The 24876-nt window shown below is 40.4% G+C and carries 22 protein-coding genes; 14 read left to right on the plus strand and 8 right to left on the minus strand.

The annotated features are described in order from the left end of the window. The first annotated feature begins 11 nt into the window (after positions 1 to 11). The 5 genes from rplV to rpsQ are packed head-to-tail and all read left to right on the plus strand — an operon-like array spanning position 12 to position 1920. Positions 12 to 341 carry a 50S ribosomal protein L22 gene (rplV, locus tag GLIP_RS16345; protein WP_008845781.1) on the plus strand — a complete coding sequence of 110 codons (330 nt, stop codon included), beginning with the start codon at positions 12 to 14 and terminating at the stop codon, positions 339 to 341. Positions 342 to 351: 10 nt separating this feature from the next. Further along, positions 352 to 1053, plus strand: coding sequence for a 30S ribosomal protein S3 (gene rpsC, locus GLIP_RS16350; protein ID WP_008845782.1), 702 nt, complete (start codon positions 352 to 354; stop codon positions 1051 to 1053). 5 nt (positions 1054 to 1058) lie between these two features. Continuing rightward, complete coding sequence (gene rplP / locus GLIP_RS16355) at positions 1059 to 1472, plus strand: 50S ribosomal protein L16 (RefSeq protein ID WP_008845783.1); 414 nt, start codon at positions 1059 to 1061, stop codon at positions 1470 to 1472. Then, entirely contained in the window at positions 1472 to 1660 is a 189-nt protein-coding gene (gene rpmC / locus GLIP_RS16360; protein WP_008845784.1) for a 50S ribosomal protein L29, read from the plus strand. The genes rplP and rpmC overlap by 1 nt, the downstream gene beginning before the upstream one ends. After that, complete coding sequence (gene rpsQ / locus GLIP_RS16365) at positions 1660 to 1920, plus strand: 30S ribosomal protein S17 (protein ID WP_008845785.1); 261 nt, start codon at positions 1660 to 1662, stop codon at positions 1918 to 1920. Before rpmC ends, rpsQ begins: the two co-directional genes overlap by 1 nt. Before the next feature lie 329 nt (positions 1921 to 2249). On the opposite strand, the gene GLIP_RS21525 is transcribed toward rpsQ, so the two are convergent. Then, the gene (locus GLIP_RS21525) at positions 2250 to 4943 is read right to left on the minus strand and encodes a calcium-binding protein (RefSeq protein ID WP_008845786.1); all 2694 of its coding nucleotides are present in this window, start codon (positions 4941 to 4943) and stop codon (positions 2250 to 2252) included. 170 nt (positions 4944 to 5113) lie between these two features. Further along, the gene (locus tag GLIP_RS16375) at positions 5114 to 9115 is read right to left on the minus strand and encodes a hybrid sensor histidine kinase/response regulator (RefSeq protein WP_083880131.1); all 4002 of its coding nucleotides are present in this window, start codon (positions 9113 to 9115) and stop codon (positions 5114 to 5116) included. Positions 9116 to 9519: 404 nt separating this feature from the next. Here GLIP_RS16375 and GLIP_RS16380 point away from each other — a divergent pair, with 404 nt between their 5' ends. Beyond that, entirely contained in the window at positions 9520 to 10263 is a 744-nt protein-coding gene (locus GLIP_RS16380; RefSeq protein ID WP_008845788.1) for a substrate-binding periplasmic protein, read from the plus strand. A 409-nt stretch (positions 10264 to 10672) separates the two neighbouring features. Beyond that, positions 10673 to 11479 (plus strand): substrate-binding periplasmic protein, encoded by an 807-nt coding sequence (locus GLIP_RS16385; RefSeq protein WP_008845789.1) that lies wholly within the window; start codon positions 10673 to 10675, stop codon positions 11477 to 11479. Between the two features lie 51 nt (positions 11480 to 11530). Here GLIP_RS16385 and GLIP_RS16390 read toward each other — a convergent pair whose 3' ends face one another. Both GLIP_RS16390 and dmeF read right to left on the minus strand, forming a co-directional pair. Continuing rightward, positions 11531 to 12085 carry a TMEM165/GDT1 family protein gene (locus GLIP_RS16390; protein WP_040523311.1) on the minus strand — a complete coding sequence of 185 codons (555 nt, stop codon included), beginning with the start codon at positions 12083 to 12085 and terminating at the stop codon, positions 11531 to 11533. A 237-nt stretch (positions 12086 to 12322) separates the two neighbouring features. Next, complete coding sequence (gene dmeF / locus GLIP_RS16395) at positions 12323 to 13267, minus strand: CDF family Co(II)/Ni(II) efflux transporter DmeF (protein ID WP_008845791.1); 945 nt, start codon at positions 13265 to 13267, stop codon at positions 12323 to 12325. Between the two features lie 79 nt (positions 13268 to 13346). Here dmeF and GLIP_RS16400 point away from each other — a divergent pair, with 79 nt between their 5' ends. The 5 genes from GLIP_RS16400 (at position 13347) to GLIP_RS16420 (ending at position 20376) form a co-directional block, all read left to right on the plus strand. After that, a complete protein-coding gene (locus tag GLIP_RS16400; RefSeq protein ID WP_008845792.1) occupies positions 13347 to 13622 on the plus strand; it encodes a metal/formaldehyde-sensitive transcriptional repressor in 276 nt (91 codons plus the stop codon). Positions 13623 to 13769: 147 nt separating this feature from the next. Next, on the plus strand, positions 13770 to 14306 hold the full coding sequence (locus GLIP_RS22445) for a prepilin-type N-terminal cleavage/methylation domain-containing protein (protein ID WP_008845793.1): 537 nt from the start codon (positions 13770 to 13772) through the stop codon (positions 14304 to 14306). Between the two features lie 281 nt (positions 14307 to 14587). Beyond that, positions 14588 to 16486, plus strand: a complete 1899-nt coding sequence (locus tag GLIP_RS16410; RefSeq protein ID WP_008845794.1) for a tetratricopeptide repeat-containing diguanylate cyclase — start codon at positions 14588 to 14590, stop codon at positions 16484 to 16486. Positions 16487 to 16642: 156 nt separating this feature from the next. Beyond that, entirely contained in the window at positions 16643 to 18088 is a 1446-nt protein-coding gene (locus tag GLIP_RS16415) for a catalase (protein ID WP_008845795.1), read from the plus strand. 182 nt (positions 18089 to 18270) lie between these two features. Next, positions 18271 to 20376, plus strand: coding sequence for a collagen-like triple helix repeat-containing protein (locus GLIP_RS16420; RefSeq protein WP_008845797.1), 2106 nt, complete (start codon positions 18271 to 18273; stop codon positions 20374 to 20376). A 137-nt stretch (positions 20377 to 20513) separates the two neighbouring features. Here GLIP_RS16420 and GLIP_RS16425 read toward each other — a convergent pair whose 3' ends face one another. The 3 genes from GLIP_RS16425 to GLIP_RS21530 form a co-directional block, all read right to left on the minus strand. Then, positions 20514 to 20981 (minus strand): Dps family protein, encoded by a 468-nt coding sequence (locus tag GLIP_RS16425; RefSeq protein ID WP_008845798.1) that lies wholly within the window; start codon positions 20979 to 20981, stop codon positions 20514 to 20516. A 151-nt stretch (positions 20982 to 21132) separates the two neighbouring features. Then, positions 21133 to 21519, minus strand: coding sequence for a DUF6768 family protein (locus GLIP_RS16430; RefSeq protein WP_008845799.1), 387 nt, complete (start codon positions 21517 to 21519; stop codon positions 21133 to 21135). After that, positions 21512 to 22057, minus strand: coding sequence for an RNA polymerase sigma factor (locus GLIP_RS21530; protein ID WP_008845800.1), 546 nt, complete (start codon positions 22055 to 22057; stop codon positions 21512 to 21514). Before GLIP_RS21530 ends, GLIP_RS16430 begins: the two co-directional genes overlap by 8 nt. Positions 22058 to 22322: 265 nt before the next feature. Between GLIP_RS21530 and GLIP_RS16440 the strand changes: the two genes are divergently transcribed. Beyond that, positions 22323 to 23135, plus strand: coding sequence for a spondin domain-containing protein (locus GLIP_RS16440; RefSeq protein WP_008845801.1), 813 nt, complete (start codon positions 22323 to 22325; stop codon positions 23133 to 23135). 247 nt (positions 23136 to 23382) lie between these two features. Further along, a complete protein-coding gene (locus GLIP_RS16445) occupies positions 23383 to 24207 on the plus strand; it encodes a LytR/AlgR family response regulator transcription factor (RefSeq protein WP_008845802.1) in 825 nt (274 codons plus the stop codon). Positions 24208 to 24237: 30 nt separating this feature from the next. Here the strand turns inward: GLIP_RS16445 and GLIP_RS16450 are convergent, their stop codons facing one another. After that, a complete protein-coding gene (locus GLIP_RS16450) occupies positions 24238 to 24717 on the minus strand; it encodes a 3TM-type holin (protein WP_008845803.1) in 480 nt (159 codons plus the stop codon). Between the last annotated feature and the right edge of the window lie 159 nt (positions 24718 to 24876).

Raw genomic sequence — 24876 nt, forward strand, 5'->3', positions numbered from 1 at the left:
GAGGAAAAATTATGGAAGCTTTAGCTAAACATCGTTTTGCCCGTTCTTCGGCTCAAAAAGCACGCTTGGTTGCAGATCAAATTCGCGGTTTACACGTTGAAAAGGCACTTGAAGTTCTGACTTATAGTCCGAAGAAAAGTGCTGCTCTAGTCAAAAAAGTACTAGAGTCTGCGATTGCGAACGCTGAACACAATGAAGGCGCAGACATCGATGAGTTGACTGTCGCAAAAATCTTCGTTGATGAAGGCCCAACTATGAAGCGTATCAAGCCACGAGCCAAAGGCCGAGCTGATCGTATCTTTAAACGCAGCAGTCATATCACTGTTGTAGTAGCGGACTAGGAGATTAGAAATGGGACAGAAGGTACATCCTACAGGTATACGCCTGGGTATCAGCAAACCATGGACGTCTACTTGGTACGCTAACACAGCGGAATATGCAGACAACCTGTTTAATGATCACCAGGTACGTAAATACCTGACGAAAGAATTGAAAAACGCGTCTCTATCGAAAATCGTTATCGAACGCCCAGCAAAAAGCATCCGTGTGACTATTCACACTGCTCGCCCTGGTGTTGTAATCGGTAAAAAAGGTGAAGATGTAGAGAAGCTTCGCAAGTTTGTATCTAAGCTAGCCGGTGTGCCAGCACAGATCAACATTGCAGAAGTGCGTAAACCTGAACTAGATGGCCAGCTTGTTGCTGACAGTATTTCTAGCCAATTAGAGCGTCGTGTAATGTTCCGTCGTGCTATGAAGCGAGCTGTACAGAATGCAATGCGTCTTGGCGCTAAAGGTATCAAGGTAGAAGTTAGCGGTCGTTTGGGCGGAGCAGAAATTGCACGTTCAGAATGGTATCGTGAAGGTCGTGTACCACTACACACTTTCCGTGCTGATATCGACTATGCAACTTCAGAAGCTTTGACTACTTACGGCATCATTGGCGTAAAAGTTTGGATCTTCAAAGGTGAAGTACTAGGCGGATTGCCTCTTACGCAAGAGCAACCTGCTCCAGCACCTAAGAAGAAAGGCCGTTCTGCTAAGCGTGAGGGCTAATAATTATGTTACAACCTAAACGTATGAAATTCCGCAAAATGCACAAAGGCCGCAACCGCGGCATGGCAGTTGCGGGCGGCAAAGTTAGCTTTGGTACTTACGGATTGAAATCAGTTGGCCGTGGTCGTATGACTGCACGTCAAATTGAAGCAGCCCGTCGTGCTATGACTCGTCACGTTAAACGTCAAGGTAAAATTTGGATTCGAGTTTTCCCTGACAAACCAATTACTGAGAAGCCTCTTGAAGTGCGTCAAGGTAAAGGTAAAGGTAACGTTGAGTACTGGGTATGCCAAATTCAACCAGGTCGTGTGTTATATGAAATGGAAGGTGTTCCAGAATCATTGGCTCGCGAAGCGTTTGAATTGGCAGCGGCTAAATTGCCATTTAAGACAACCTTTGTAACTCGGACGGTGATGTAATGAAAGCTGAACTGAAAGCCAAAAACGTAGAAGAATTGAACGCAGAGTTGTTAACACTACTTCGCGAACAGTTTAACCTACGCATGCAGCACAGCACTGGACAGTTGGAAAAAACTGACCAGCTACGTAAAGTGCGTCGTAACATCGCGCGTGTTAAAACCATTCTGACTGAAAAGGCTGATAGCTAATGACTGAACAACAAGTTCGTACTGTTCGCGGTCGTGTGGTAAGCAACAAGATGGATAAAACCATTACAGTTGTTGTTGAACGTTTCGTAAAACACCCAATTTATGGGAAGTTCCAAAAACGTTCTACTAAGCTTCACGCCCATGACGAAACTAACCAATGTAATGAAGGTGACGTAGTAACTATTACTGAATGTCGTCCTTTGTCAAAGTCCAAAAACTGGACGTTGGTTGACGTAGTAACTAAAGCAACTATCGTTTAAGTTGTTTTAAGTGAAAGTTGAAAAAGCCGCTCAATGAGCGGCTTTTTTGTATCTCGAATTTAGCCGTTAGGATTTCTTACTGAATAAATATTTTGGGACGCTATTTAGTTGGCAAGTTTCGTTAAGTTACTGCTAACTTAGCGATTGGCTAGAGATGAGTTGAGATTGCTGCATGTGTACAATCAACTTAGACATTTTACTCAATATGGTTTGCTATGGATTACTGAGACAGTTAGGCTATTAATCTAATGCAAGTAGCAGCCGTTTAATATGAGCTTGCTAACAGCGTAACTTTCGAAAAAGCTACGCTATTTAGATTTATATTGTTTTTAGGCTTTTCTGCGGCCTAGCCAAAAGCCAAATAACGATAAAATAAACAATGCAAATGTTGAGGGAGCAGCAACTTGGACTGAGCCATCGTCTTCGGCGATCATGGCTGACAAACTCCAACTTCCTTGATCGTTAAACTGCCAATCTAACGACCAGTCATCATTCAAAACACTAAACCAACCTGAAGGATTAATAAAATCACCAAATTGGTCTCGCAAGCTACCGCTAATGGATAGAAAATTAAATGAAATATCCGTCAAATCGTCAGCAAACAGGCCATCAAGTAAAATAAAGTTCATCGAAATGTCGCTGAGTAAGGTCAAATCACCCAGTATATCGATTTCGTCAAAAATTAAATTACCGGAATTATCCTTACCGATCTCCATATTTAGTACTACATTGTCCCAGGTGGTGTTGGAGAAACTCAAACTGCCAGGACTATTACCCGGATTGATCTGAGCGTCACTAAGTATGGTGTCTCCAAAAAATAGACCATTACCTGAGATGTTACCACTCAAGGTTAATTCGCTTATGCCATTAGCGGCAATGACCCCGTTGTTAATAACAGTTCCATTCAAAAAAGTATCTGCCGAGAATATCAATGAACCAGTTGAGGTATTGTTGATAGTACCTGTGTTTTCTATTGTGCCACCTCTATGTACTCGGGTAATGCCTTGATTAACCAATTCAGCTTGGTTGTTTAGTGTGCCATACACATCTAGTTTAGAGGTTGCACTATTAACAAATCCCATACTATTTGTGACCTGACTGTTGATGTTTACTTGTTTAGTATTAAATACTTGCTCTGAAAAAGTCAGCGTTGAGTTGACATTGTACTGTTCAAACTGACCCTTGTTTATTAGGCCTGCGTATGTTGAATCCAGATCTGCAATCAAATTGCCTTGAGCGTTAACAATCGACTCTATGCGATTCTCTGGGCCGGAAAAGTGTTCCATTAAGGTAATAGAACCATTAGATTGATATGCTAGTTCAAGACTATTGTTGTCGTAATTAGCTGAATATGCCAAAACAACATTGCTGTTAGTATTTGTCTGAATACTGTCTTTTCCTGAGACATCAAACATTGTGTCGGTGCCGCTACGGTCTCTGTCAAAGTCTATAATATAGGTGTCATTACCTTCACCACCGGATGCAAAATCGTTGTCACCGTCCCGGACAAACGTCATGGTGTCAGCTCCAGAACCACCTTCCATTAAGTCAATGCCGATACCATCGTAAAGTGAGTCATTGCCGTTTTGTCCCAATAAGATGTCGTTACCTCGGCCGCCTGCGAGTATATCTGTATCTTCACCGCCATACAGAGTGTCATTACCATTGCCGCCTTCCAGATAGTCAACGCCGCCATTGCCATACAGAATATCATCGCCATCGTTCCCGTATAGGGTATCAGCGCCAGCATTTCCTTGTATGAAATCGTTGCCCTGATTTCCCTCGATATAATCGTTACCTTCTCCGCCCTCTATCGTGTCATTTCCTTGCCCACCATAAAGGGTGTCATCGTCATCTTCACCATTTATAAAGTCATCACCTAAGTCACCGTAAAGTGTATCGCCGCTCGTTCCACCAAAGAGTTTGTCATTACCGTCGCCACCGTATAAGAAGTCTATGTTGGAGTCGCCATAAAGCTCATCTTCTCCGTTGCCACCATATAGAAAGTCCATGCTGGTACCACCGTAAAGTTTGTCATTACCGTCACCACCTTCGAGAAGATCTTCACCTCCTTCACCATAGAGTTCATCATCTCCAAAACCACCGTATAATGTGTCTTCATTGGTGCCACCGTAAAGTTTATCGTTCCCCGTTCCACCATCTATGATGTCGGCACCACTATCACCATACAGTAGATCATCACCAGCGCCTCCATCAATATCGTCACCGCTGCTACCACCATGAATTTCATCATTTCCTAATCCGCCGAGGATAGTGTCAGCTCCGCCATCGCCATAAATGAGGTCATCATCGCCGCCTCCATCAATGTAGTCGCCACTGGTGCCACCATAAATCTCATCGTTTCCAAATCCACCGTAAATGGTGTCTACGCCGCTTCCACCATCTATGAAGTCGTCGCCACTATCTCCAAGGTCAATGGCATCAATACCGTTATCGCCATATAAATAATCGCCACCCGATCCCCCAATGATACGATCATCACCGTTACCGCCATGAACGGTATCTCCACTGCTACCACCATCTATATCATCGTTTCCATCACCGCCATTGATATCATCCCTACCGTCATCACCAGTGATTCTGTCATTTCCTTCATTTCCGCTAATGGAGTCATCACCATCCTTTCCGAAGAGTACGTCATCTCCAAGCCCACCATATAGAATATCGTCTCCGTCTTCTCCAATAATCCGATCGTCCCCTAGCTCTCCATATAACGTGTCGTTACCCGTGCCGCCAAATATCCCGTCGTTTCCTTCCCCACCATATATAGTATCGTCGCCTGTGACGCCATATAAGTTATCTACACCGCCATAACCGTAAATGATGTCATCACAATCACCGCTTTGCGTACACTCGTATGACGTATCACCGTAAATCATATTTCCGTCATCCGAACCTTTAATGATCTCAGCGAAGCTATTTTGCGAAGCAAAACACAAAAGAACTGACGAGGCGACGAGCGTCTTTTGGCATTTTTTGAGTATGATGTTGTTGCGTTTCATGATGCTTTCCCTAGTTATAAATTACTTGGTTGAAAATTCGAGATGGTAATGTTGACGCAATGGTCTGTATCCAATCTACATTCATAGCAAATCTAGCGTAAACACCGATTCAGACCGTTGTAAAAAACGGACCTTTAGTGGTACTTTTTGGACAAACGTTAGGGAATATTTCAAATATTGGTTGGCGGGTATCCGAAATATTTTTTGAACACTTTTGAAAAGTAAGACAGGCTTTCATAGCCCACAGCATAGGCAACTTCGCTGACACGATTGTTTTTTGTTTGTAACAATTGTAGAGCTATTTCCATCCTGATTTTAGTGATAAATTGCACCAAAGTCATGGATAACTCTTTCTGGCTGTTTCGCCTTAGTGTGCGCTCAGTACAGGACATAAGTGACGCCAAATCAGCTATAGAAAAGCTTGGATCTGACAGGTTCGCAATAACATGAGAACGCAGCCTTTGCTTAAAATCACCATTGTTATCCGGTTGCATAAACGAAGCTATAAGCTGCTTACGAAACGCCTTGCGTGAAACGAGAATCGCATTAACTCTGGCAATGAGTTCAGCCGTATCAAAAGGTTTGGTCAAGTAATCATCAGCACCCGTATCGAGCCCTTCCACGGTTTCCCGTTTTGTCGCTCTTGCAGTTAGTAGAATAATTGGAATCGTTTTAGTTAACGGGTCGGCTTTGATCTTTTGCGTTAACTGCAATCCATCCATGATCGGCATCATCACATCAGAGATGATTAAATCAGGTAATTCAGCCACCGCTAACGTCAATGCTTCCTTGCCGTTTTTTGCGGTGATAACGCGATAAGTCGGTTCCAATGTCCTGTATATAAACTCTCTAAGATCGTCATTGTCATCAACAACCAATAATGTTGTGACATTTGGGTCTTTTTTATCGATCGTTGTTCGGGCATGTAAATACTTATCGCTAAGTTTTACATCGGAAACATGTCTTTGGGGAGCAATTTGAGTTAAATCTAACATGACGGCTTTATCAAAATGCTCATGGCCAAGTTTGAACCGTAAGGTAAAAGTTGTACTCTCGCCGCTATCTGATTCGAGGCTAACTTCTCCGTGATGCAAATCCATGATTTCTTTTACAAAAGACAATCCTATACCAGTACCTGGCTCGGAAACGGATTCAGACGCCGCTCCCTGGAAAAATCGTTCAAAAACTAGATGCTGTTCTTTTTCTGAAATTCCGACACCATTGTCTGATACTGACAAACTGACATGTTGATCCTTAGTAGCAAGAGACACACAAATCAGTGAGCCTTCACCGCTGTATTTAATTGCATTCATAATCAAATTAGACACACAGCGATCCACTTGTTCTTTGTCAAAATATACAAGTAGCGGATCGGCAGGACACGAGACGTCTAAAATTTGCTGGCTTTTTATCGCCAGAGGGGCAAAACGCAAACAAACATGTCGAACCAGTTCAGCCATGTCCCATTGGGCAATACGCAGTTGAAATTTGTTATTGTCGAGGCGGTTTATATCCAACACTAAACTAATCAGAGATAACATCTTTCGGGCGTTATTTACAGCCGCAGTTACGCCGTATTTAACTTTTTCATTTAATTCAATACCACTATCCAAAATATCCTGAAGAGGGGCAACAGTAAGCGTAATAGGGGTTCTGAACTCATGGGAGATATTAGCAAAAAATCGTTCTTTCAATTGTTGTTGGGCTTCCAATTGTTCCGCTTTTTTGGTGATTTCAGCTGTTTTAATATCAACCTGAGTTTGTAATTCAAGGTTTCTGCGTTGTAGCTGTTTGGTGCGCCATTTTTGGGTTAACCAACCGCTCAATACCACCATCAATACAAAAAGACTGATATAACATAAAAGTGCTAATTTGCTTAAATACCAAGGAGGTAAAATAGAAAAGTTGAAGGCTTTCTGACTGACTCTTTGCCAGCCCTCTTTTGCTTCGATTTCGAAAGTATAATCTCCACCGCTTAAGCTAGTGAAATCTTTATACAATTCGGTACTCCATCTGCTCCAATTTTCATTTTCGGAACCGATTAATCGATGCCGATATTTCGCGCGCTTTAAATCGCTGTTTTCTGCAAGGGCATACTCAATTCTTAATGAATTATTTTGTTGATCCAAGACTGGTAGAATGACCTCACCTTGGCCGCCAAACAAAAGTTCGTTAGACTCAGTATTGGTTATGCTTCGGATGTTGAGAATTCCCAGTGGCGGCGGAGAACTTAGACGTTGTATGTCGATTCGGTAAACCTCACCTTTTGCCGAAGCAAACCAGAGAATATTTTCTGAAGTACTTAAAAAACCCTTGTAACCATTAAGCAAAAAAGGCTTGAAGGTTGCTTCGTCTGCCTTCCATTTGCCATTCTCATCCTCAAAAATGTAACCAGTGTGGCCGCCAATACGATACCAAAGTTTGTTGCCATGCCCTTCTGCCATTCGAAACACATCCTGCCCTAGAGTATGAAATATAGACGGCCGGTTTTTGATAAATTGCAATTGAGGCTCACGGGTTTCGTCAAAATCCATCACGCCATCATAGGTGCCTATAAGCAATCCCTGCTTGGCGATAAAGGGGTATATATTCCCAGCCGGCAAACCACTTTCTGCTGCATATTTTGTGACAGAATGCGATGTCGCTTCATTGTTTTCTGGAATAAATTGATAGAGCTCTTGGGTTGGTGTTCCAGCCCAAATGGTGCCATTGTCCTGTGCAGCTAAAACAATCATTTCGTCTTTTTCAGCATTTACTTTATTAGCGTAGGGCTGACCGTCACTGAAATGCACCTTGTATAAGCCATTGTTTGTACTGGCGTACAAGTTTTTACCGTCTTTGGTGACGACGAATGCTTTGCCAGTTTCTCCACTGATTAAATGCAATATGTCACCCAGTGATCCGTCGGCGGAAATAGGCCGGGCGTTAATGCCTGTGCGGTTGGCGTAAAACAGATAATCATTGTGGTGCACAAAGTCCCAACCTAAACTAACATCGTCAAGTAACTGCTCAAAAAAGGGTGGAAGTAGAGCTGAAGGACTTGCTTGAAGTTGAAACAAGCCGTCACTCATGATGCTGATTTTACCTTGTAATAAACCGAGTTTATTCGCTAAATTGCTACCCGTAAGGTAGTGACTATACACATGGGGTGGGGTAAATTTAATAATATCTGGAACTCCTGACGCCCAAATATTTCCTTGCCTGTCTTCCATCAAAGAATAAAACTTATTGCTCCCCAAGCCATGCTCTTCACCCATTTGTCTAAGGGGAGTTAGATTTTTATCAAGTATAAATATGCCGCTGTTTAATGTGGCAATGTAATAATACCCATCGGACGCACGAATGGCGTGATAGACGTCTTTGTCTTGATTGAACAGGCTTGCTTGAGAAATTTGTTGTAACGATGAGCCTGATTGCCTAAAAAAACCATGCTTTGCAGTAAAAACAAGCATATTGTTATTTTCATCAGCAATGATTTGCTGCACTTTGGCATCAATGGGTAGCGAAAAACTGGTGGCAACGGTCGACGTGGTGCCATCGCTATTAATGATTATTTGCTGTAAATTATTGTTATTAGGAGACTTAAAGATAAACGAGTTGGCCAAACTAAAAATTCGAAAGTTGCCATCCTCATTTTCAGACACAACTTCAAGCGTTTTGCCATTCCACAACAAAATCAATTTATTGGTCACAAACACCACGCCGTCGCTATTAGCTGCAGTATACCAAGTTTCGCCAATCTGCTTTTGCTCAAATGACCAGTCTTCAATTAGTGACGTAAATACTAAGCGGCCCAGTTTATCAGCTTCATAATAGCCAATATCATTCATGCTGCCGGTGTATAGGCGATTATCGTTCCAAAGGCTGATTGAGCGGATCAGGGTTCGCTGGGGAGATGAATAAATCCGCCAACTTTCGCCATCCCACTGATTTATTCCCCAGCCAGTACCGTTGTAGATATAGCCATCGTTGCCTTGTAATATAAACCAGTTTTGATTGGACCCTTGATGGGTTTGGGATCCAAACACTTCCACGACCGGCAGGCCGATTTCCCTGTAGTTTTCAGCGTCAGTATTTGCTGTAAATAGTAGTAAAAAAAAGCCCACGACTAACGGTATCCGGGCTATACAGCTTTGCGCAAAGGTTAACGTAATGGTTGGATTAATGAACACAATTCCCTTAAATTATCAGTCTATCCAAAGTTCCTTTTAGTAACAGAAACCAACGCTTGATTTATATACTAAAGCGAAAATGCACAACTGCAAGTCCAAGCTGTAAAGGGAAGTAGATTAAATCTCTCTGGTTGCGAGGCGAGTTAATTTTTGTTGTGTATTTTTTAGCCAGCCCGCATCGATAGCCACAATCATAAAAAGCCCGATGACTTATGACAGAACGGCTGGTTCATACTGTTCGCGATTGTGTAGTGAGCCATAGACATTACAGTTGGTTTAAGTACAAAGTAAAGTGCGTTGAGATTAAATTGTTCAACTAAAATAAAATTTAGACTCCAGAATGAGTATGTCTATACTGAAGTGGTGTTTATTTACTAATTGCTTGTATGAAAATGGTTTTTCGGATGTTGGTGATGATTTTTGTCTCCGCATTACCTTTACATTTGATGGCAGATACATTGGTATCTCATTGTCGAGATTACCCACCGGAACTCTATTTTGATGGTGAAACGTGTATTGGCGTTATTCCTGAGTTGGTTGAAGATGTTCTTGAGGAACTTGGTCATGATGTTGATTGGGTATATGCGCCATGGATAAGATCAATGAAGGAAGCACAACGCGGTAATGTTGATTTATTAGTGCGTCATTCAATGACTGAAAAGCGTTTACTACATTTAAAACCGATTAATTATGGGGTTAGGAAAAGGACGCTGTCTTTTTTCAAATCTAACAAATTTAAAGGTGATATAACTTCTTACGAGGATTTGGAAAAAGTTAGATTAGGCGCTATTCGTGGAATTTTTTATTCTCCAGAGTTTTCGAAACTAAATCCTGAAAATCTCATTTTAGTAGGAAAGACAGAGCAATTAATCGGTATGTTAGACATGGCCAGAATTGATATTGTTGTAACTTCTGAATCACATAATATTGAGCTATTTGAAGGCCGATTTGACAAAGTGTCTTTTGAAGACCATTTTTTAAATTATCACTATATAAGTATCCCCAAAACCTCAAAAGCCCTCCGTTATTATGATGAGATAGCAACCAACATGCTCAAGTACCGTAAGACAGGTAAAATCAATCAATATTTTAAAAAATATGGATTGCCACCACCCGACCAAGATTATTCAGAATCTGAGAGGAACTAAAAAACAATTATTCTGAACGTTGCCAAACCGTATTGTTAGGTTTGTCTAAATGTGTGGAGAATGACGAGGTTAAAAAAGTCTTTATAGTTACATAAGTGGTATTCAACTCTATGAATAGAGTGAATTTTTTCATTGCTAGCATATTGGCATCGTCTTTGACTTTTGTTTATTTTCATTAGTAGCCGTTAATTAGTGTTAAACTGTATTACAGCAAAGCAGAACGCTGATAGATGGCAAAATCAGTGAGCAAATTGCATGTAAAAATAGCTCAATGATTTGACTACTATTAGAGTAATTTTACATTCTAATCTCTTATGCAGAGCTGTGCTCTTGGTTTTTAACTTAGATAATCCAGGTAATTTCTTTCATTAAATTAAACACTAGAGTTTTGTCGTTAGGGGTTTCACAAATGCAGAAGTATTTCACCAAAATATGGTTGATTGGTAGTTTAATCTTTTGCGGGACTCTATATGCCAACCAAAATGCAAATCAAACAAAAGGTCCAACTAAATTAATTTTCGCGATTAACGACCCGGGTTCTCCGCCCTATTTATATTTTGATAAAGTAAATAAGGGATACAGAGGGATAATCGCAGATTTTTTTAACAGTTTTACGGAAGATAATACATTGGACGTTCGATATTTAGATTCTAGTCGAGCTAGAAACGAATATTTGGTTTTAAATGGAAAAGCAGATTTTTTCCTATCAAGCCCCGCATGGTTAGATAACCCTGACAACATTCTTTTGAGTGATGAATTGTTACTTCATAGAAGTTTTTTTTATTCGATATCCCCATTCAGTCAGCCCTTTTCTTTGACTACTTTACCTAAAAATTTAATTTGTACTCGTAGAGGCTATATTTATCCTTCATTAAGTCAGTTGTTTAAAGATAAAAAATTGATAAGGGTGGATTCAAGTTCACAAATTACAATTACCAATATGTTGATAAAAGGGCGTTGTGACTATGCTGTTATGAATGAGTACAATGCCAACTCAGTACTCAATCTAAAACAATTTTGTGGTATTAATTTCTATCAATCTCCTAATTCAATTCACGATGCTCCGCTGACATTCGTAATCAATAAACAAAGCAGGGACATCATCCCCACTTTGAATGATCAATGGCGTATTTTCCAGAACTCAGGTCAATTAGAAGATTCAATCCGTGTGCACGGAGGAACGTCTGATTTAGATTCTCAAAAAAACTGTTCGTAACTAATTTTTTGACCAATTACGGCCCTATGCTTCTGGGCTCGAATCGACTTGTTACCAAAATAAAATCGATATGCCAATCAAGCAAAATAGGGCTGCAGCAACAAGATGCACAACTTTTACGGGGAGTTTTTGCATCACACGGTTTCCAAAAAATACGATCGGCATATTCGCGATCAACATGCCTAGCGTTGTACCCGCAGTAACTAGCCAAAGTGATTGATATTGCGCAGCCAACAAGACAGTAGCAATTTGGGTTTTATCACCAATTTCTGCTAGAAAAAATAATATAAAAGTCGCTAAAAAAGCGCCATATTTGTCAAATCGTCCGGAAACTTCTTCGTCTTTATCGGGTATCAATAACCATAAGCCAACGGCAATAAAGCTACCTCCTAAGATCCAATTAGTTACATCAGTCGAAAGGATATTACCAATATAAAGTCCTAACCAAGCCGATAAGCCGTGATTTATTAGTGTTGCTACTAAAATGCCAATAACTATGGCCGTTTTGTTGTGGAATTTGATGCTAAGAAGTAACGCTAAAAGCTGAGTTTTGTCACCAATTTCAGCAAGGGCAACTGTCATTGTAGAAGTAAATAGGGAATCCATATTAAAGGGTACTCAGCGGGAAAATTCCAAAGGTACAAAACCATCCGCCCGCTAGTCGAATAGTCTTGCACCTCAGGTCTTGCCGATATCGTATTTGATACAAATCTACCACGTGCCGCTTTCGCACAATTATGTTGATAGATTTTCCCAATATTTTGGGCAGGCTACTCCCCCGAAGCGATGCCAGAATGATATACAAAAACAGTAAAATTGCAATGTTTCACAGTTCACATATCATCAGTCTGATAGTCTGTTTACTTCAATGGTGACATGATCAGGCGTCATAACCTCTTTAAGTAACTGCTTAAAGTCATCCGCGGTTCGCGCTGACGTCGTTACAATAGATAAAATTAGACAGGAATGTTGACCAGACACTTTCCAACAATGCGCGTCGGTGATAGTGCAGGTACCTTGGCGTTCGATTAACACCTTTATTTTGTCTAGATCCAATTGATAAATGGTTTTATCTAATAAAATAGAACTGCTTTGACCAATTAAATGATAAGCCCATTTGGCAATAACCACAGAACCAATAATTCCCATCAAAGCATCCGCCCATATCCAATTGAAGTATTTACCTAACACTAATGCAACAATTGCGAGCAATGAGGTTAATGTGTCAGCAAGAACATGGAAATATGCGGCTTTAAGGTTGTGGTCGTGATGGTGCTTATGATTATGAGACCCGTGTTCATGTTTGTGATCATGCTGATGAATATCGTGGTGGTGATCATCATGTAATAAAAATGCCGATACAATATTTACGATTAATCCGATAATCGCAACAAATATAGCCTCTTCAAATTGAATCCCTTGAGGCGAAAATAACCTAGTTATTGACTCGATCAACATCATCAAAGCAACTGTGCCTAAGGCTATCGCACTGGCAAATCCTCCTAACGTGTTCACTTTTCCTGTTCCAAAGGAGTATGCAGGATCATTTTGGTGTTTTCGGGCATACCAATATACAAATATTGAAACAGCGAAGGCAGCTGAATGTGTGAACATATGCCAACCATCAGCTAGCAGTGCCATTGACCCAAACCAAGTGCCAGCGACTATTTCTATGACCATGGTTATCGTGGTGATTGCAAAAACAATATTTACTTTTTTTTCAGATGATTTGGTATCGATAGAAAAGTGATGTGAATGTACCCACTCTTGAGGTATCTTTTCTGTCATATAGCCTGCTAAGGTTTATAAAATTCATTTAGATTTATACTGTACCCCAGTATAGTTATTTATTGCAATGGGAGAACAGATGGCACATATCGAAAAGAATAAACAAGCACTGCTAACCAGAGTGAAAAAAATACGCGGTCAAACAAATGCGATAGAAAAATCATTAGTCGAAAGTTCAGGATGTTTAGAGGTCCTCCAGCAGGTTTCGGCGATAAAAGGAGCAGTAAATGGTTTGATGAACGTCATTTTAGAAGACCATATTAGAGAGCATGTTGGGAAAAATGACCTAACCAATGATGAGCGTAATCATGAAGTAAATGAGTTGGTTCGAATATTGAAGTCGTACCTCAAATAATCCAATGGAAAGTAAAATAAGATCTACAGTTTTATCAAAATTGCTCAGTTTGCTAGTTACATTTGCTTGTTTTTGACATTCCTTTAATTTATCTTGTGCTTAGATTTTTTTATATAAATAAAACAGCAGGTTTTTAAGGGAAGTAGTATGTCGCATCAACGGGGTTTTACACTAATCGAGCTAATTATTGTCATTGTTATTTTAGGTATTCTTGCGGTGACAGCTTTACCACGCTTTGTTAATTTATCCGACGATGCTCATCTTGCGACAACAAAAGCAGAAGCTGCCGCATTTAAGTCAGCGATCGATTTGGTTCGCAGTACATATTTGATTAGAGATACCAACCCTGTGGTCGTGGCTGGAGCAACTGTAGCGATAGATACCACCTCAGAGTGGCCAACAGGTACGGGAAGTGGTTCGCAACTTTGTATTAATTTATGGGAAAGTCTGTTGCAAAACGCAGAGCCTGTAGTTGCTATGAGTAATGTAAATTCATTGGCGGCCGGTTGGAATGCCTTTGGCACAGCCGATTTATGTGCATATGGCAAAAAGTTTGGGGATCGCACCTTCGCCAATGGTGATCTTCCGCATTTCGTATATTACATACATGACGTAAGTGCTTTTGCTATTGGTAGCCAAACATATGCTGGTTCTGCAGGGGAAGTTCAGAAGGTAAACTTCTAGTTTGCCACATGAAACTAAAACCACCTTTAAATAAAGTCATCGATTCGATGTAAACTAGCTTAACAATCTGACTCAAAACAATCTTGTTGAGGTGCCAGACTGGCAACATAGAAGTAGATAAAACGCCGTTCTCACATGACTTCAGGCATTGAATCAGGCTCATCCGATGCTAAATGTGGAATTCTTTGTCTATAAGCTGATTTATGTGTTGATTAATTTGGTCGAATAATCAACTATTTAAATATCGAGTATTTGATTATTTAATTGGTTGTTCCTCCCCTATGAAGTTGTGTGCGTTTAAGTTTCAAATTGTTTTGGCTATTTTCTTCTTATGCAGCTTGGTAGCTCGAGCTGAAACTCAGTACTTTTTTCAACATGCGTACTCAAATAAGCCTTTTACTCAAGTACAATCGCAAATTCAAAGCCGTATCGCAGATGCGCAAAACTCAGATGAAAAAATTGAATTGAGGATGTCGTTAGCATCCTTGTACTTACAATTTGATCGTATGGATTTATTAGTTCCTCTTTTAAGTGATTTAGCTGCACTTGAGGTTGATCAACAAGTTGATAACAATGGCCTTAAGTGGCAAATACTAAAAGGTTATAGTCAATATTCGTTTAGCCAATATGCTGAAGCAGAAACGCATTTTAATGAAGCGAGAACCCTTGTTGATACACTTTCGGCAAGTGAGAAAATTACCCCAGGATTTACTTATCTTATTGCTATTTTGAACGTATATTCGGGGATCAACGACGCCTATTTACAGCGATATTCCCAAGCCACACAATCTATTTCCAATGCGAATCAAATCGCCAATGAACATAAATGGCCGGTGCTTGGCGGCTTATCTTTATACTACACTGGCGACGTAAATTATGAATTGAAAAACTACGAACAGGCACAGTCTTTTTATCAGTTAGCAAAAACGACATATCCACAGAATGCGAAGAATTTCGCCGCGTTTGCGTTACTTAGTGAAGCGCAAATGATAAACATTGTTGGCGATCGTCAGCAAGCGTTTCGTCTATTGGAAGAAAGTATAGAGGTGTTTAATGAGTTAGAGGACATTTCAGCACTTTCGTATGCATATCTTTTAAAATCATACTTTTACAGCAAAGACGGCAATAAAGAACAAGCGTTAAACTGGATTCGCGAGTCTGTTATATTGCGAGAGCAGCTGGGCAATCCGGTTAGTATCGCAAATTCATACGTGCACTATAGTGCAAACTTAGCCGAGAATGATCAATCTCTCCTTGCGCTCGAGTACGCTGAAAAAGCCGCTTTACTAGTTGAGCCTACAGAAGACTTGGCCGGACAGTGGGATGCTTTTAATAATTATGCTGGTTTGTTAAATGAACATGGTGAGTATCAAAAGGCCTTTGAATACATGTCCAAATCTGAACGTGCTTTGTTAGCCAAGGCGCGTCTAGATATTACTTCCGAAACCGCTCGCTTAAATAGTGAATTTCACCTTGCCCAACAGCAAATTGTAAATCAATTTTTGGATGAAAAAAACGCGTTGCTTGAGACCCAATTACTACAACAACAGCAGTTGCAAAAGCGACAAGAATGGATTGTTTTTGGTTTGATTTTGTTTGCGCTTTTGGTGACACTTTTTATGGTCATTATTTTTAAATTATATAGAAAAAATAAGCGCTTAGCTGTAATAGATAATTTGACCGGATTGCGCAATCGACGCAGCATTTTAGAATCAGGAGAGCAGATTTTTACAATTAGTAAGCGATATAAACAAGATTTGTGTGTGCTAATGCTCGATGTCGATAATTTTAAGTCTGTTAACGATAATTACGGGCATGCTGAAGGTGATAAAGTACTTAAATATGTAGCTTCTATATGCAAGGACGCATTACGCTCTTCTGATTATGTCGGTCGGGTTGGAGGAGAGGAGTTTTTATTTATTTTACCAAATAGCAAAGAAGTAGATGGAACCTTGCTCGCCAAGCGCCTGTTTCAAACTATTCGAGAGAATGAAAAATTGGCCGAATTAAAGGTAGATAATGTTACCTTTAGTATAGGGTTAGCCGCTGAAATTGAACGCTGCAGCGATTTTTTAGAGTTAGCTAGCTTTGCTGACGCAGCATTATATAAAGCAAAGAATAGTGGTAAAAATCAATTGCAGATATACACCGAAGAGATGCAATTCAATAAGTCAGCTTGAATTATTCACGCGTATTGAATAATAGATTGAGAAATGCAACACTAATCTATCTTGTGAATACAGCTAATCGATTTTTTCGTCTGGCAGGAATACTAGTCTTAGCTATTATTACTAATCAGTTATTAAACTTTTCTTTTTTAATACGGAGTAATATTGATGGGACAAAAACCGACTCTTACCACTTCAGCTGGCGCGCCTGTAGCTTCAAATCGAACTTCAAAAACCGCTGGTAGTAGAGGACCTCTACTATTAGATGATTACCAATTAATAGAAAAGCTCGCGCACCAAAATCGCGAGCGCATTCCTGAAAGGGCTGTACACGCGAAAGGGTGGGGGGCGCAAGGCACTTTTACCGTTACTCATGATATTACTCAATACACTTGTGCAAAATTATTTTCAGAAGTAGGTAAAACGACAGAAGTATTGAGCCGATGGTCTACGGTTGCGGGAGAGTCTGGTGCTGCAGATACTGAGCGAGACGTTAGAGGCTTTAGTCTTAAGTTTTATACAGAACAAGGTAATTGGGACTTAGTTGGTAACAATACCCCAGTGTTTTTTGTACGTGATGCATTCAAATTCCCCGATTTTATACGTACTCAAAAACGTCACCCGCGTACTAATTTGCGTTCTCCAGAAGCGATGTTTGATTTTTGGGCTGCGCAACCAGAATCTGTTCATCAGGTGACTATTTTGATGTCAGACCGGGGTATTCCAATCAGCCCGATGCATATGAATGGTTATGGCAGTCACACGTTTAGCATGTGGAATGCTAACCAAGAACGCTTTTGGGTGAAGTTTCATTTTAAAAACCACCAAGGACACAAGCATTATACCAATGCTGAAGCGGAAGCGCTCACTGGGAAAACCCGTGAGGCATACCAAGAGCATTTATTTAGTGCGATTGAAAATGGTAATTTTCCCAAGTGGACAATGTTCATTCAGGTAATGTCTGAAGAAGATGCAGGTAAGCAAGCTTACAATCCTTTTGATATAACCAAGGTTTGGCCCCACGGTGATTTTCCACTGATAGAAGTAGGCGAGCTGGAAATGAACAAAAATCCGGATAATTATTTTCAGATGGTGGAAAATGCAGCGTATAGCCCTTCAAATGTGGTACCCGGAATTGGCTATAGTCCAGATAAAATGTTGCAAGCCAGAGTGTTCTCTTATGCGGATGCCCATCGCTACAGATTGGGTACACATTATGAAGCACTACCCGCAAATGCAGCTAAAAATACAAAGGTAAACCATTATCATAAAGATGGATCAATGCGTTTCTTTACTAATGATTTTGGAAATCCCGATGCTTATTATGAGCCTAATCAGCATAACGGTCCGGTAGCAGATGAAAGTGTTGCTGAACCTCCATTAAGAATTGATGGAGATGCCGCTCGCTACGACCAACTGGAGAGCGATGTCGACTATGTTCAGCCACGTGCATTATTTGAAATGTTTTCCGACGAACAAAAACAACGTTTGTTTAGCAACTATGCAGATGCAATGGGGCCGTGTTCTAGTTCTGTTAAGTTGCGTTGGCTAGAGGTATTAGAAAAAGTCCATTCAGATTATGCTGCAGGTGTTAGAGCGGCGTTAGAGTCTTAATCAATCTATAATTTAATTGAAAGCCGCTGTTGTCTCTTCAGCGGCTTTTTTTATTCTTCATTACTATTTCGTTTTTTTTGCATCCAAATTCAAAGGTCACGCGTTAGTTTTAAAAGAAGGCATCGGTTGAGCAGTTCGAATGCTTTCACTTTCAGGTTAAACAAGTGAATGGAGAAAAGAACATGCAAACAACCAAAAAAACTAAATTAACAGACAATGCCACGAAATTGCTTAGAACGATTATAGGTGCATCGGTAATTTTAGCCTTAGCTGCCTGTAACGGTGATGATGGTGAGGCTGGCCCTCAAGGGGCAATGGGTACCGCTGGAGAAAATGGCCAAGACGGTGCTGATGGAACTCCTGCCTTCCCCAGTGCCAACTTTCTCCTTGCATTTAACGGTCCCGACAATGCGGGTGATGTAAGTCTTACCGATCAAAATGCAGCCGTTCTAAAAACCATTAATTCAGCAAACAACGAAGGTGTTGCATTAGATCCCTTAGCTAATTTAATTCATGCTGGTGATAGTTCTTTAGGCAGCATACGTACGCTTTGCCATATAACCGACCGTGCAGATGGCGCTGTATATTCCAATATGCTCGACCGTGAAATTAGCGGTGCAGCTACTGGTTTGATGAACCCTAAAGGAATTCATGTCGCACAAGGTGCGGGTTTAATTATGATTGCTGACTTTAATGGCATGCGTGTCAGCATTTTTGGTGCTGCTGCAGCTGGCGATGTAGCTCCTTTAGCGGAAACGATTACTTCTGCCAAGCCGTGGGATTTGACATATGATGAGGTCAACGACAGATTATTCTTGGCATTAACTGATGGGACAGTTGCCGTGTATGATGAATACGTCGCTGGTGGCTTCGCTGCAATGCCAGCAAGAGTCATTACGCCAAGTGATGAAATGCAAACAACAATCTCAGTAAATATACATGGGATTGTTTACGATCGTTCTAACGATAAATTGGTATTAAGTGATGTAGGCGATGCGGCTTCAGCTACCGACGGAGCAATATTTGTTATTGGCAACGCTTCAAGTGCAGATGGCAATGTTAGTGTCGAAAGATCTATCAGTGGTGCAGCAAGTATGTTGGGCAACCCAGTAGACATAGTCTTGAGTGGCAGTGATTTGCGTGTCGCTGAAAAGTCTAATGATGCTGTTTTGGTGTTTTCAAATATTTTTGCGGGTCCAAGCGGTGACATCGCACCTACTCTTGTGACAGCGGCTACTAAGCCTGAATCACTAGTTGAAATTGAAAATAACATGTCGCATCCAGATGTGTCTGATTTATGGGGAGCTAATAACGGTTTGTTGGGCGTTGCCATTAGCAGTAACCCAGCAACAGAGGGTGCAACCACAGGCATGTTAGGTAGATTCAGTGCTGCTCTAAACGCGCAAACCACAAGTTTTGATAATGGCCAAAGTATAGAAAGTACAACGTTCGATTTAGCCGGTGACAGTTACACAACATTCGATGATCCGGATACTTCAATGGGCGGGATTATCATTGCTAATCGCGTGGCGACTTCAAGAGAAGAGGGGACTTTTTCGACTTCACAGGATCGCATTATTTCAGGTGTAAATACAGGCTTAGTCGCACCTAAAGGTTTAGATGTATCTTCTGCTAAAGGATTGATATTTGTTGCAGAAAACAATGCTACAACGCCGGGCATAATGATTTTTTCAAGTTGTGCAGCAGGAGATGTCAGCCCCTTGTTAACTTTAGTTCCTTCGAATGGTGCTCGTCCTTGGGATGTTGATTATGATGGCTTAACAGACAAAGCGTTTGTCGCATTAACAAATGGTACGATCGCCGTTTTTGATCAAGTCAGTGCAAAATTGGCTGCTGGTTCAACAATGCTTTCAGGTGAAGATCGATTGATTACACCGGCTATGTCAGGAAATGCAATTGCTGCACCTACTAATATACATGGCATTGATTATGATCCAGCTAGTGATTCATTACTGGTCTCTGATGTAGGTAGTGCTGCAGATGCAACTGATGGGAAGCTTTACGTTATTGCAAACGCTAAAAATACATCTGGATTAGCAGATATTACTGTCAATATTAGTGGTGCGAATACAATGCTAGGTAACCCTGTAGATATAATGTATGACGGATCCAATCTATTTGTGGCAGAAAAATCAAATGGCCTCATTATGCGGTTCGATAATATCATCAATAGTGTTGGTGGTGATATTAGTGCAGATGTAAGTATCCCGCACGTTGCACCAGAATCGGTCGCTCTAATCCCGAATTATCTGTATCGCGCAGAATGATTAGAATGAGCTTAATGGAAAAGGCAAGGCTCTTAAGCTTTGCCGCTTTCCCTGTATAGAAATAACGTTTGAGAAAGCGGCAGTGATAATTAGGTGTCTAAGCGAAGCGAGGCCGCCTGCTTAGGACTTAATCTTATCTATTTTAAAGTTGCTCTTAACATCCAAGCGGTTTTCTCATGTACGCGCATTCTGTCGGATACCAAAGCCGCGGATGATTCATCGTCAGCGTCTTGCGCTACTTTAAGCACTACTCTGCAAGTTTTAACCACTTGTTCATGACCTTGCATCAAGATTTTGACCATTTCTTCAGAAGCTGGCACACCGTCTACTTCCTTAATTGCGCTTAATTTAACGAACTCTTTGTACGTTCCGGGTGCAACTACACCTAAAGTACGGATTCGTTCGGCAATATCATCGACGGCAACGGCTAACTCGGTGTAATGTTCTTCAAACATTAAGTGCAGCTCTCTAAATTGAATGCCGGTTACATTCCAATGAAAGTTGTGCGTTTGCAGATATAAAGTGTAACTATCTGCAAGCAGCTTCTTCAAGCCGTCAGCGATTTCATTTCGATCTGTTTCATTAATACCAATGTCGATTTTCATTCTATCTCCTTGTTTTAATGTAAAGCTTTTAATCAGTATAAACGGATAAAAATTAATTTATAATCAGTTTTATAGATTGCTGATATCGAGTTGTTTAATCAACTACTATATTAACGTCTGATAGCAGAAATAGTTCATTTTACCTGAAGCGTTACTGTGAACTCGGTTTAGTTAATTTGTTCGACAACAATGCGAGCTGAAGTTCAACACGCTTCACTTCTCTGAGTATAGACAATCGATTTAATTCCATAAAAAGCCAAAGTCTTAATGCCGCAAATATGACAAATGCGATTAATGCGCCAAGTAACCAATGCATCTTTGTGGCTATTTGTTGCTCTTGAAACAGGTTGTAGCCAAAATATATTGTTAAACCAGCGAAAATAATTTGCAGTAGTACCACTGCAATAGCCGTGAATTTAAATGTTCCTTGAAAGCTTCTGCCAAGTAACTGCAAGGTATTTGCCTGCTCTTCTGACACTTGCTGAGACTCATTTTCTTGTTGCATCGCGTCTAATATTTTTTGATTAATATCACTCATGATCTTGTCCTTTATTAGTTAACTTCAGTTTCTGACGAATTGTAAACAACCTAGATTTAAGTGTTCCTACTGGCAGCTCAACAATGTGACTAATCTCGGCAAAGGAAAACTCTTCGTAATAGTGCAAATACACTAGTTGGTATGCGTTACTGTCTAAACAGCTCAAATCCAGTTCAGCCTCGTCAGTCATTTCTTTTTGATGTGACAGTTCAGTTTGATGCATCACTTCAAGCACTTGAGTTTTAGTACGTTCTTTTTGTAACTGTTTTATCGCATCTGCACATTTATGTTGAATGATTCTATAGACCCATTTGGGAAATGCCGCTGGGTCATCAATTTTGTGGATCCCTTTGCATAAATCCAGCAGTGCATCTTGAGTTGCATCTTTTGCCAAATTGTCTTCACCAATTAATTTAAGTGCGTAACGAGATAACTTGGGGTACCAGAGATGCAGCAACTGCTCGAGTGCTTTTGCATCGCCTAATTGGCTATTGATAACTAGCCACTCTGTTAAAATCGATTCGCTATTTCTTTTCATACTTAAAAGGTCTGTTGATATGCAGACTCGGTTCATTATTTTTTAATGTTTTGTGACCAGTCTGTGATACTTCCGTGAGAACTTTTTCCTAAGCTAATTTCAGCTAGTTGTTATCTTCAATTTCTTATATTAAGCGTTAAATTTTAAATTCAATTACAACGGTTTAGATGCGTTGACGATACATGGAAATAAAGATATAGGCGAATCGTGCGTTTTTTGCGAAAGCAAAATAGCGCTTCAGCTTTGGATACTGGAAACTATATTTATGAAAACGTTAAACAAAGGAATTATTGCGATTGGGCTAAGCATCGGCTTGTCTCATTCAGTTAGTGCAACAACAATTCAAGTGCAAGTAAGTAACTTATTCGACGATGGAGGCTTAGCGTTAACACCGGTTTGGCTGGGCTTTCATGATGGTACATTTGATTCATTTGACATGGGAAGCGCAGCCTCAGCGTCTCTACAAAACTTAGCTGAAAATGGAGTAACCTCAGGTATAGAGTCAGATTTTGGGTTAAGCAATCCTGCTGGCGTACAAAGTGTGTTAGCAGCTCCTTCTGGTATGGCTCCAGTCTTCGAACCTGGAGAAACGGCAATTTCAAGTCGATTAGAAATTGACGCGATGAGCAGTGGTTATTTTAGTTTTTTATCTATGTTAATTCCGACGAATGATGCATTTATCGGTAATGATAATCCTATGGCTTATTCATTATTTAATGGCGATGGTAATTTCGTTGGTCTTGATATTCTAGTACTTGGATCATCTGTATGGGATTCGGGGACAGAATTAAATCGTGGATTTGGTTCGCCGTTTTTACAAGGCGCAGATGCTGAAGCCCGTCAGGATGAGGGCGGCGTTGTTACATTTCACAATGGCTTAGAAGTGTTACCAGGTGGGTTGGCCATTATTGGTGGAACAACTGCAACGGGTTATACAATCGATCAAGCGGCAGCCGACTTTACAGCAAATGGGTTTGAAGTGGCAAGAATCACTATTTCGCAAGTGCCAGAACCAGCTACGCTTGGATTCTTTGCGTTAGGGATACTTGGTCTGCTCGCGCGATTAAAACGTAAATAGATGCAATGTTTTATTCCGCTGCATATTCTTTGTGGCGGAATTTCTAATCTTAACTTCTTCTTTAAATTCCACTTATTTCTTGTCTACGCCAATTCTACGGCTAACGTCTTCAGTTCCTCATTCTTACAACACTTTGTTACATCTGTTATTTGCACATAAATACGCATATACGACAATGAAAAATACTGGCTACCTGAATGATTATAGGAAGCAATATAAATATTAGATTAGCTGCTGAGGAAAGCTGATGGAATCGATTTCAGCGATAATAGTCGATGATGAACCACTGGCGAGGGAAGGTTTAGCCACCCGGCTACACGCTTTAGATGATTTTTCGGTAATTGAGCAATGTGAGGATGGTCAAACAGCCTTAGTTTGTATTGAAAAAATGCAGCCTGATGTCGTGTTTTTAGATATAAACATGCCAGGAATCAATGGTATGGAGTTGTTTGAGTTATTGATTGAATCCACACTTCCCACACCAAACGTAGTTTTTGTGACTGCATTTAGTGACTTTGCAATCAAAGCGTTTGACAATAAAGCCTGTGATTATTTACTAAAGCCTTACTCTGAAGATCGGCTTGATGCGTGTTTAGACCGGGTACGAACTGAAGTGTCGGCTAAAAAAATACTGGCCATGCACCTCAAATTTACCCAACTGTTATCAACGAGAACCGGTAAGTCTCTAGATTGTTTTATGCAAACACTTGAGCACTCGCCACAAATAAGTCTGCAGGATTTAAAACAAACTATTTCAGTAAAATGTGGAACTCAATGGCTGAGAATAAAGTTACAAAGTATTTCGTGGATTGAAGCGGCTGGCGATTACATGTGCGTACACACTGCCGAAGGGACACATATTATCCGCAAAACCCTTAGACAATTTGAAACCGAGTTAGCGGTTGAAAGCTTCTTGCGAATCAACCGCTCAACCATAGTCAATCTAAGCAAAATTACGCAGCTAACGCCCAATTCTAATGGTGAGTATATTGCAAAATTAGACACCGGCGACGAGCTAAAAGTTAGTCGGAAATATAAGTTGAAATTGGCTGAGCTAAATATCAAAAATTGAAACTTAGCTTACTTAAGCATAATCATTGACTTATGTTTTCTTTTCATCGGTTTCAACGCTTGGTTGTTTGCGTATTGACTGTGCTATCTTTTCTCCACTTCTTCCTACTACATAGCCTCCAACTCCCACAGTTAATAACGTAAATAATTCTGGTGGGAGGTCGAGCATGGCAACTTTGTTAGTAAATAAATTGAGGTAGGGAAATAGAATGTAATTGTTCGCTACAATAAAAATAATGACCATCATAAGCACGGGTCGCCAGTTACGTTGAATCCAGCTTTTACCTTGCGCTTCTGCTACGATGACGGCTTGTTGAGCTTGCAGAACTTTCGTTTCATATTCTAACACTTTGTGTTCCAACTCAATCATTTTAAGTTGCACACCGGCTCTTATTTCATCCAGCTGTTTTTTCAATACTAATCGTTCTTCATCAGAAGTATGAACATTATCAATTAGATCTGCTGCTGGCTTAAAAATACCGCCAATAAATTCCAAAATTCCAATAGCCATAATGACTCCTTTCTTTAATAGATGTGAAATTTACGGTTATTTAATGCGACACAATGCCATTCATGACACAACTCAATTCAAAAGGCGATGGTCTAAACCTGTCAGTACAGTTTTACCATTTTTTTGACCTGATTGCTGCAATTTTGAACAAATAAGCGA

This window comes from Aliiglaciecola lipolytica E3 (genome assembly GCF_000314975.1).
GTDB lineage: Bacteria > Pseudomonadota > Gammaproteobacteria > Enterobacterales > Alteromonadaceae > Aliiglaciecola > Aliiglaciecola lipolytica.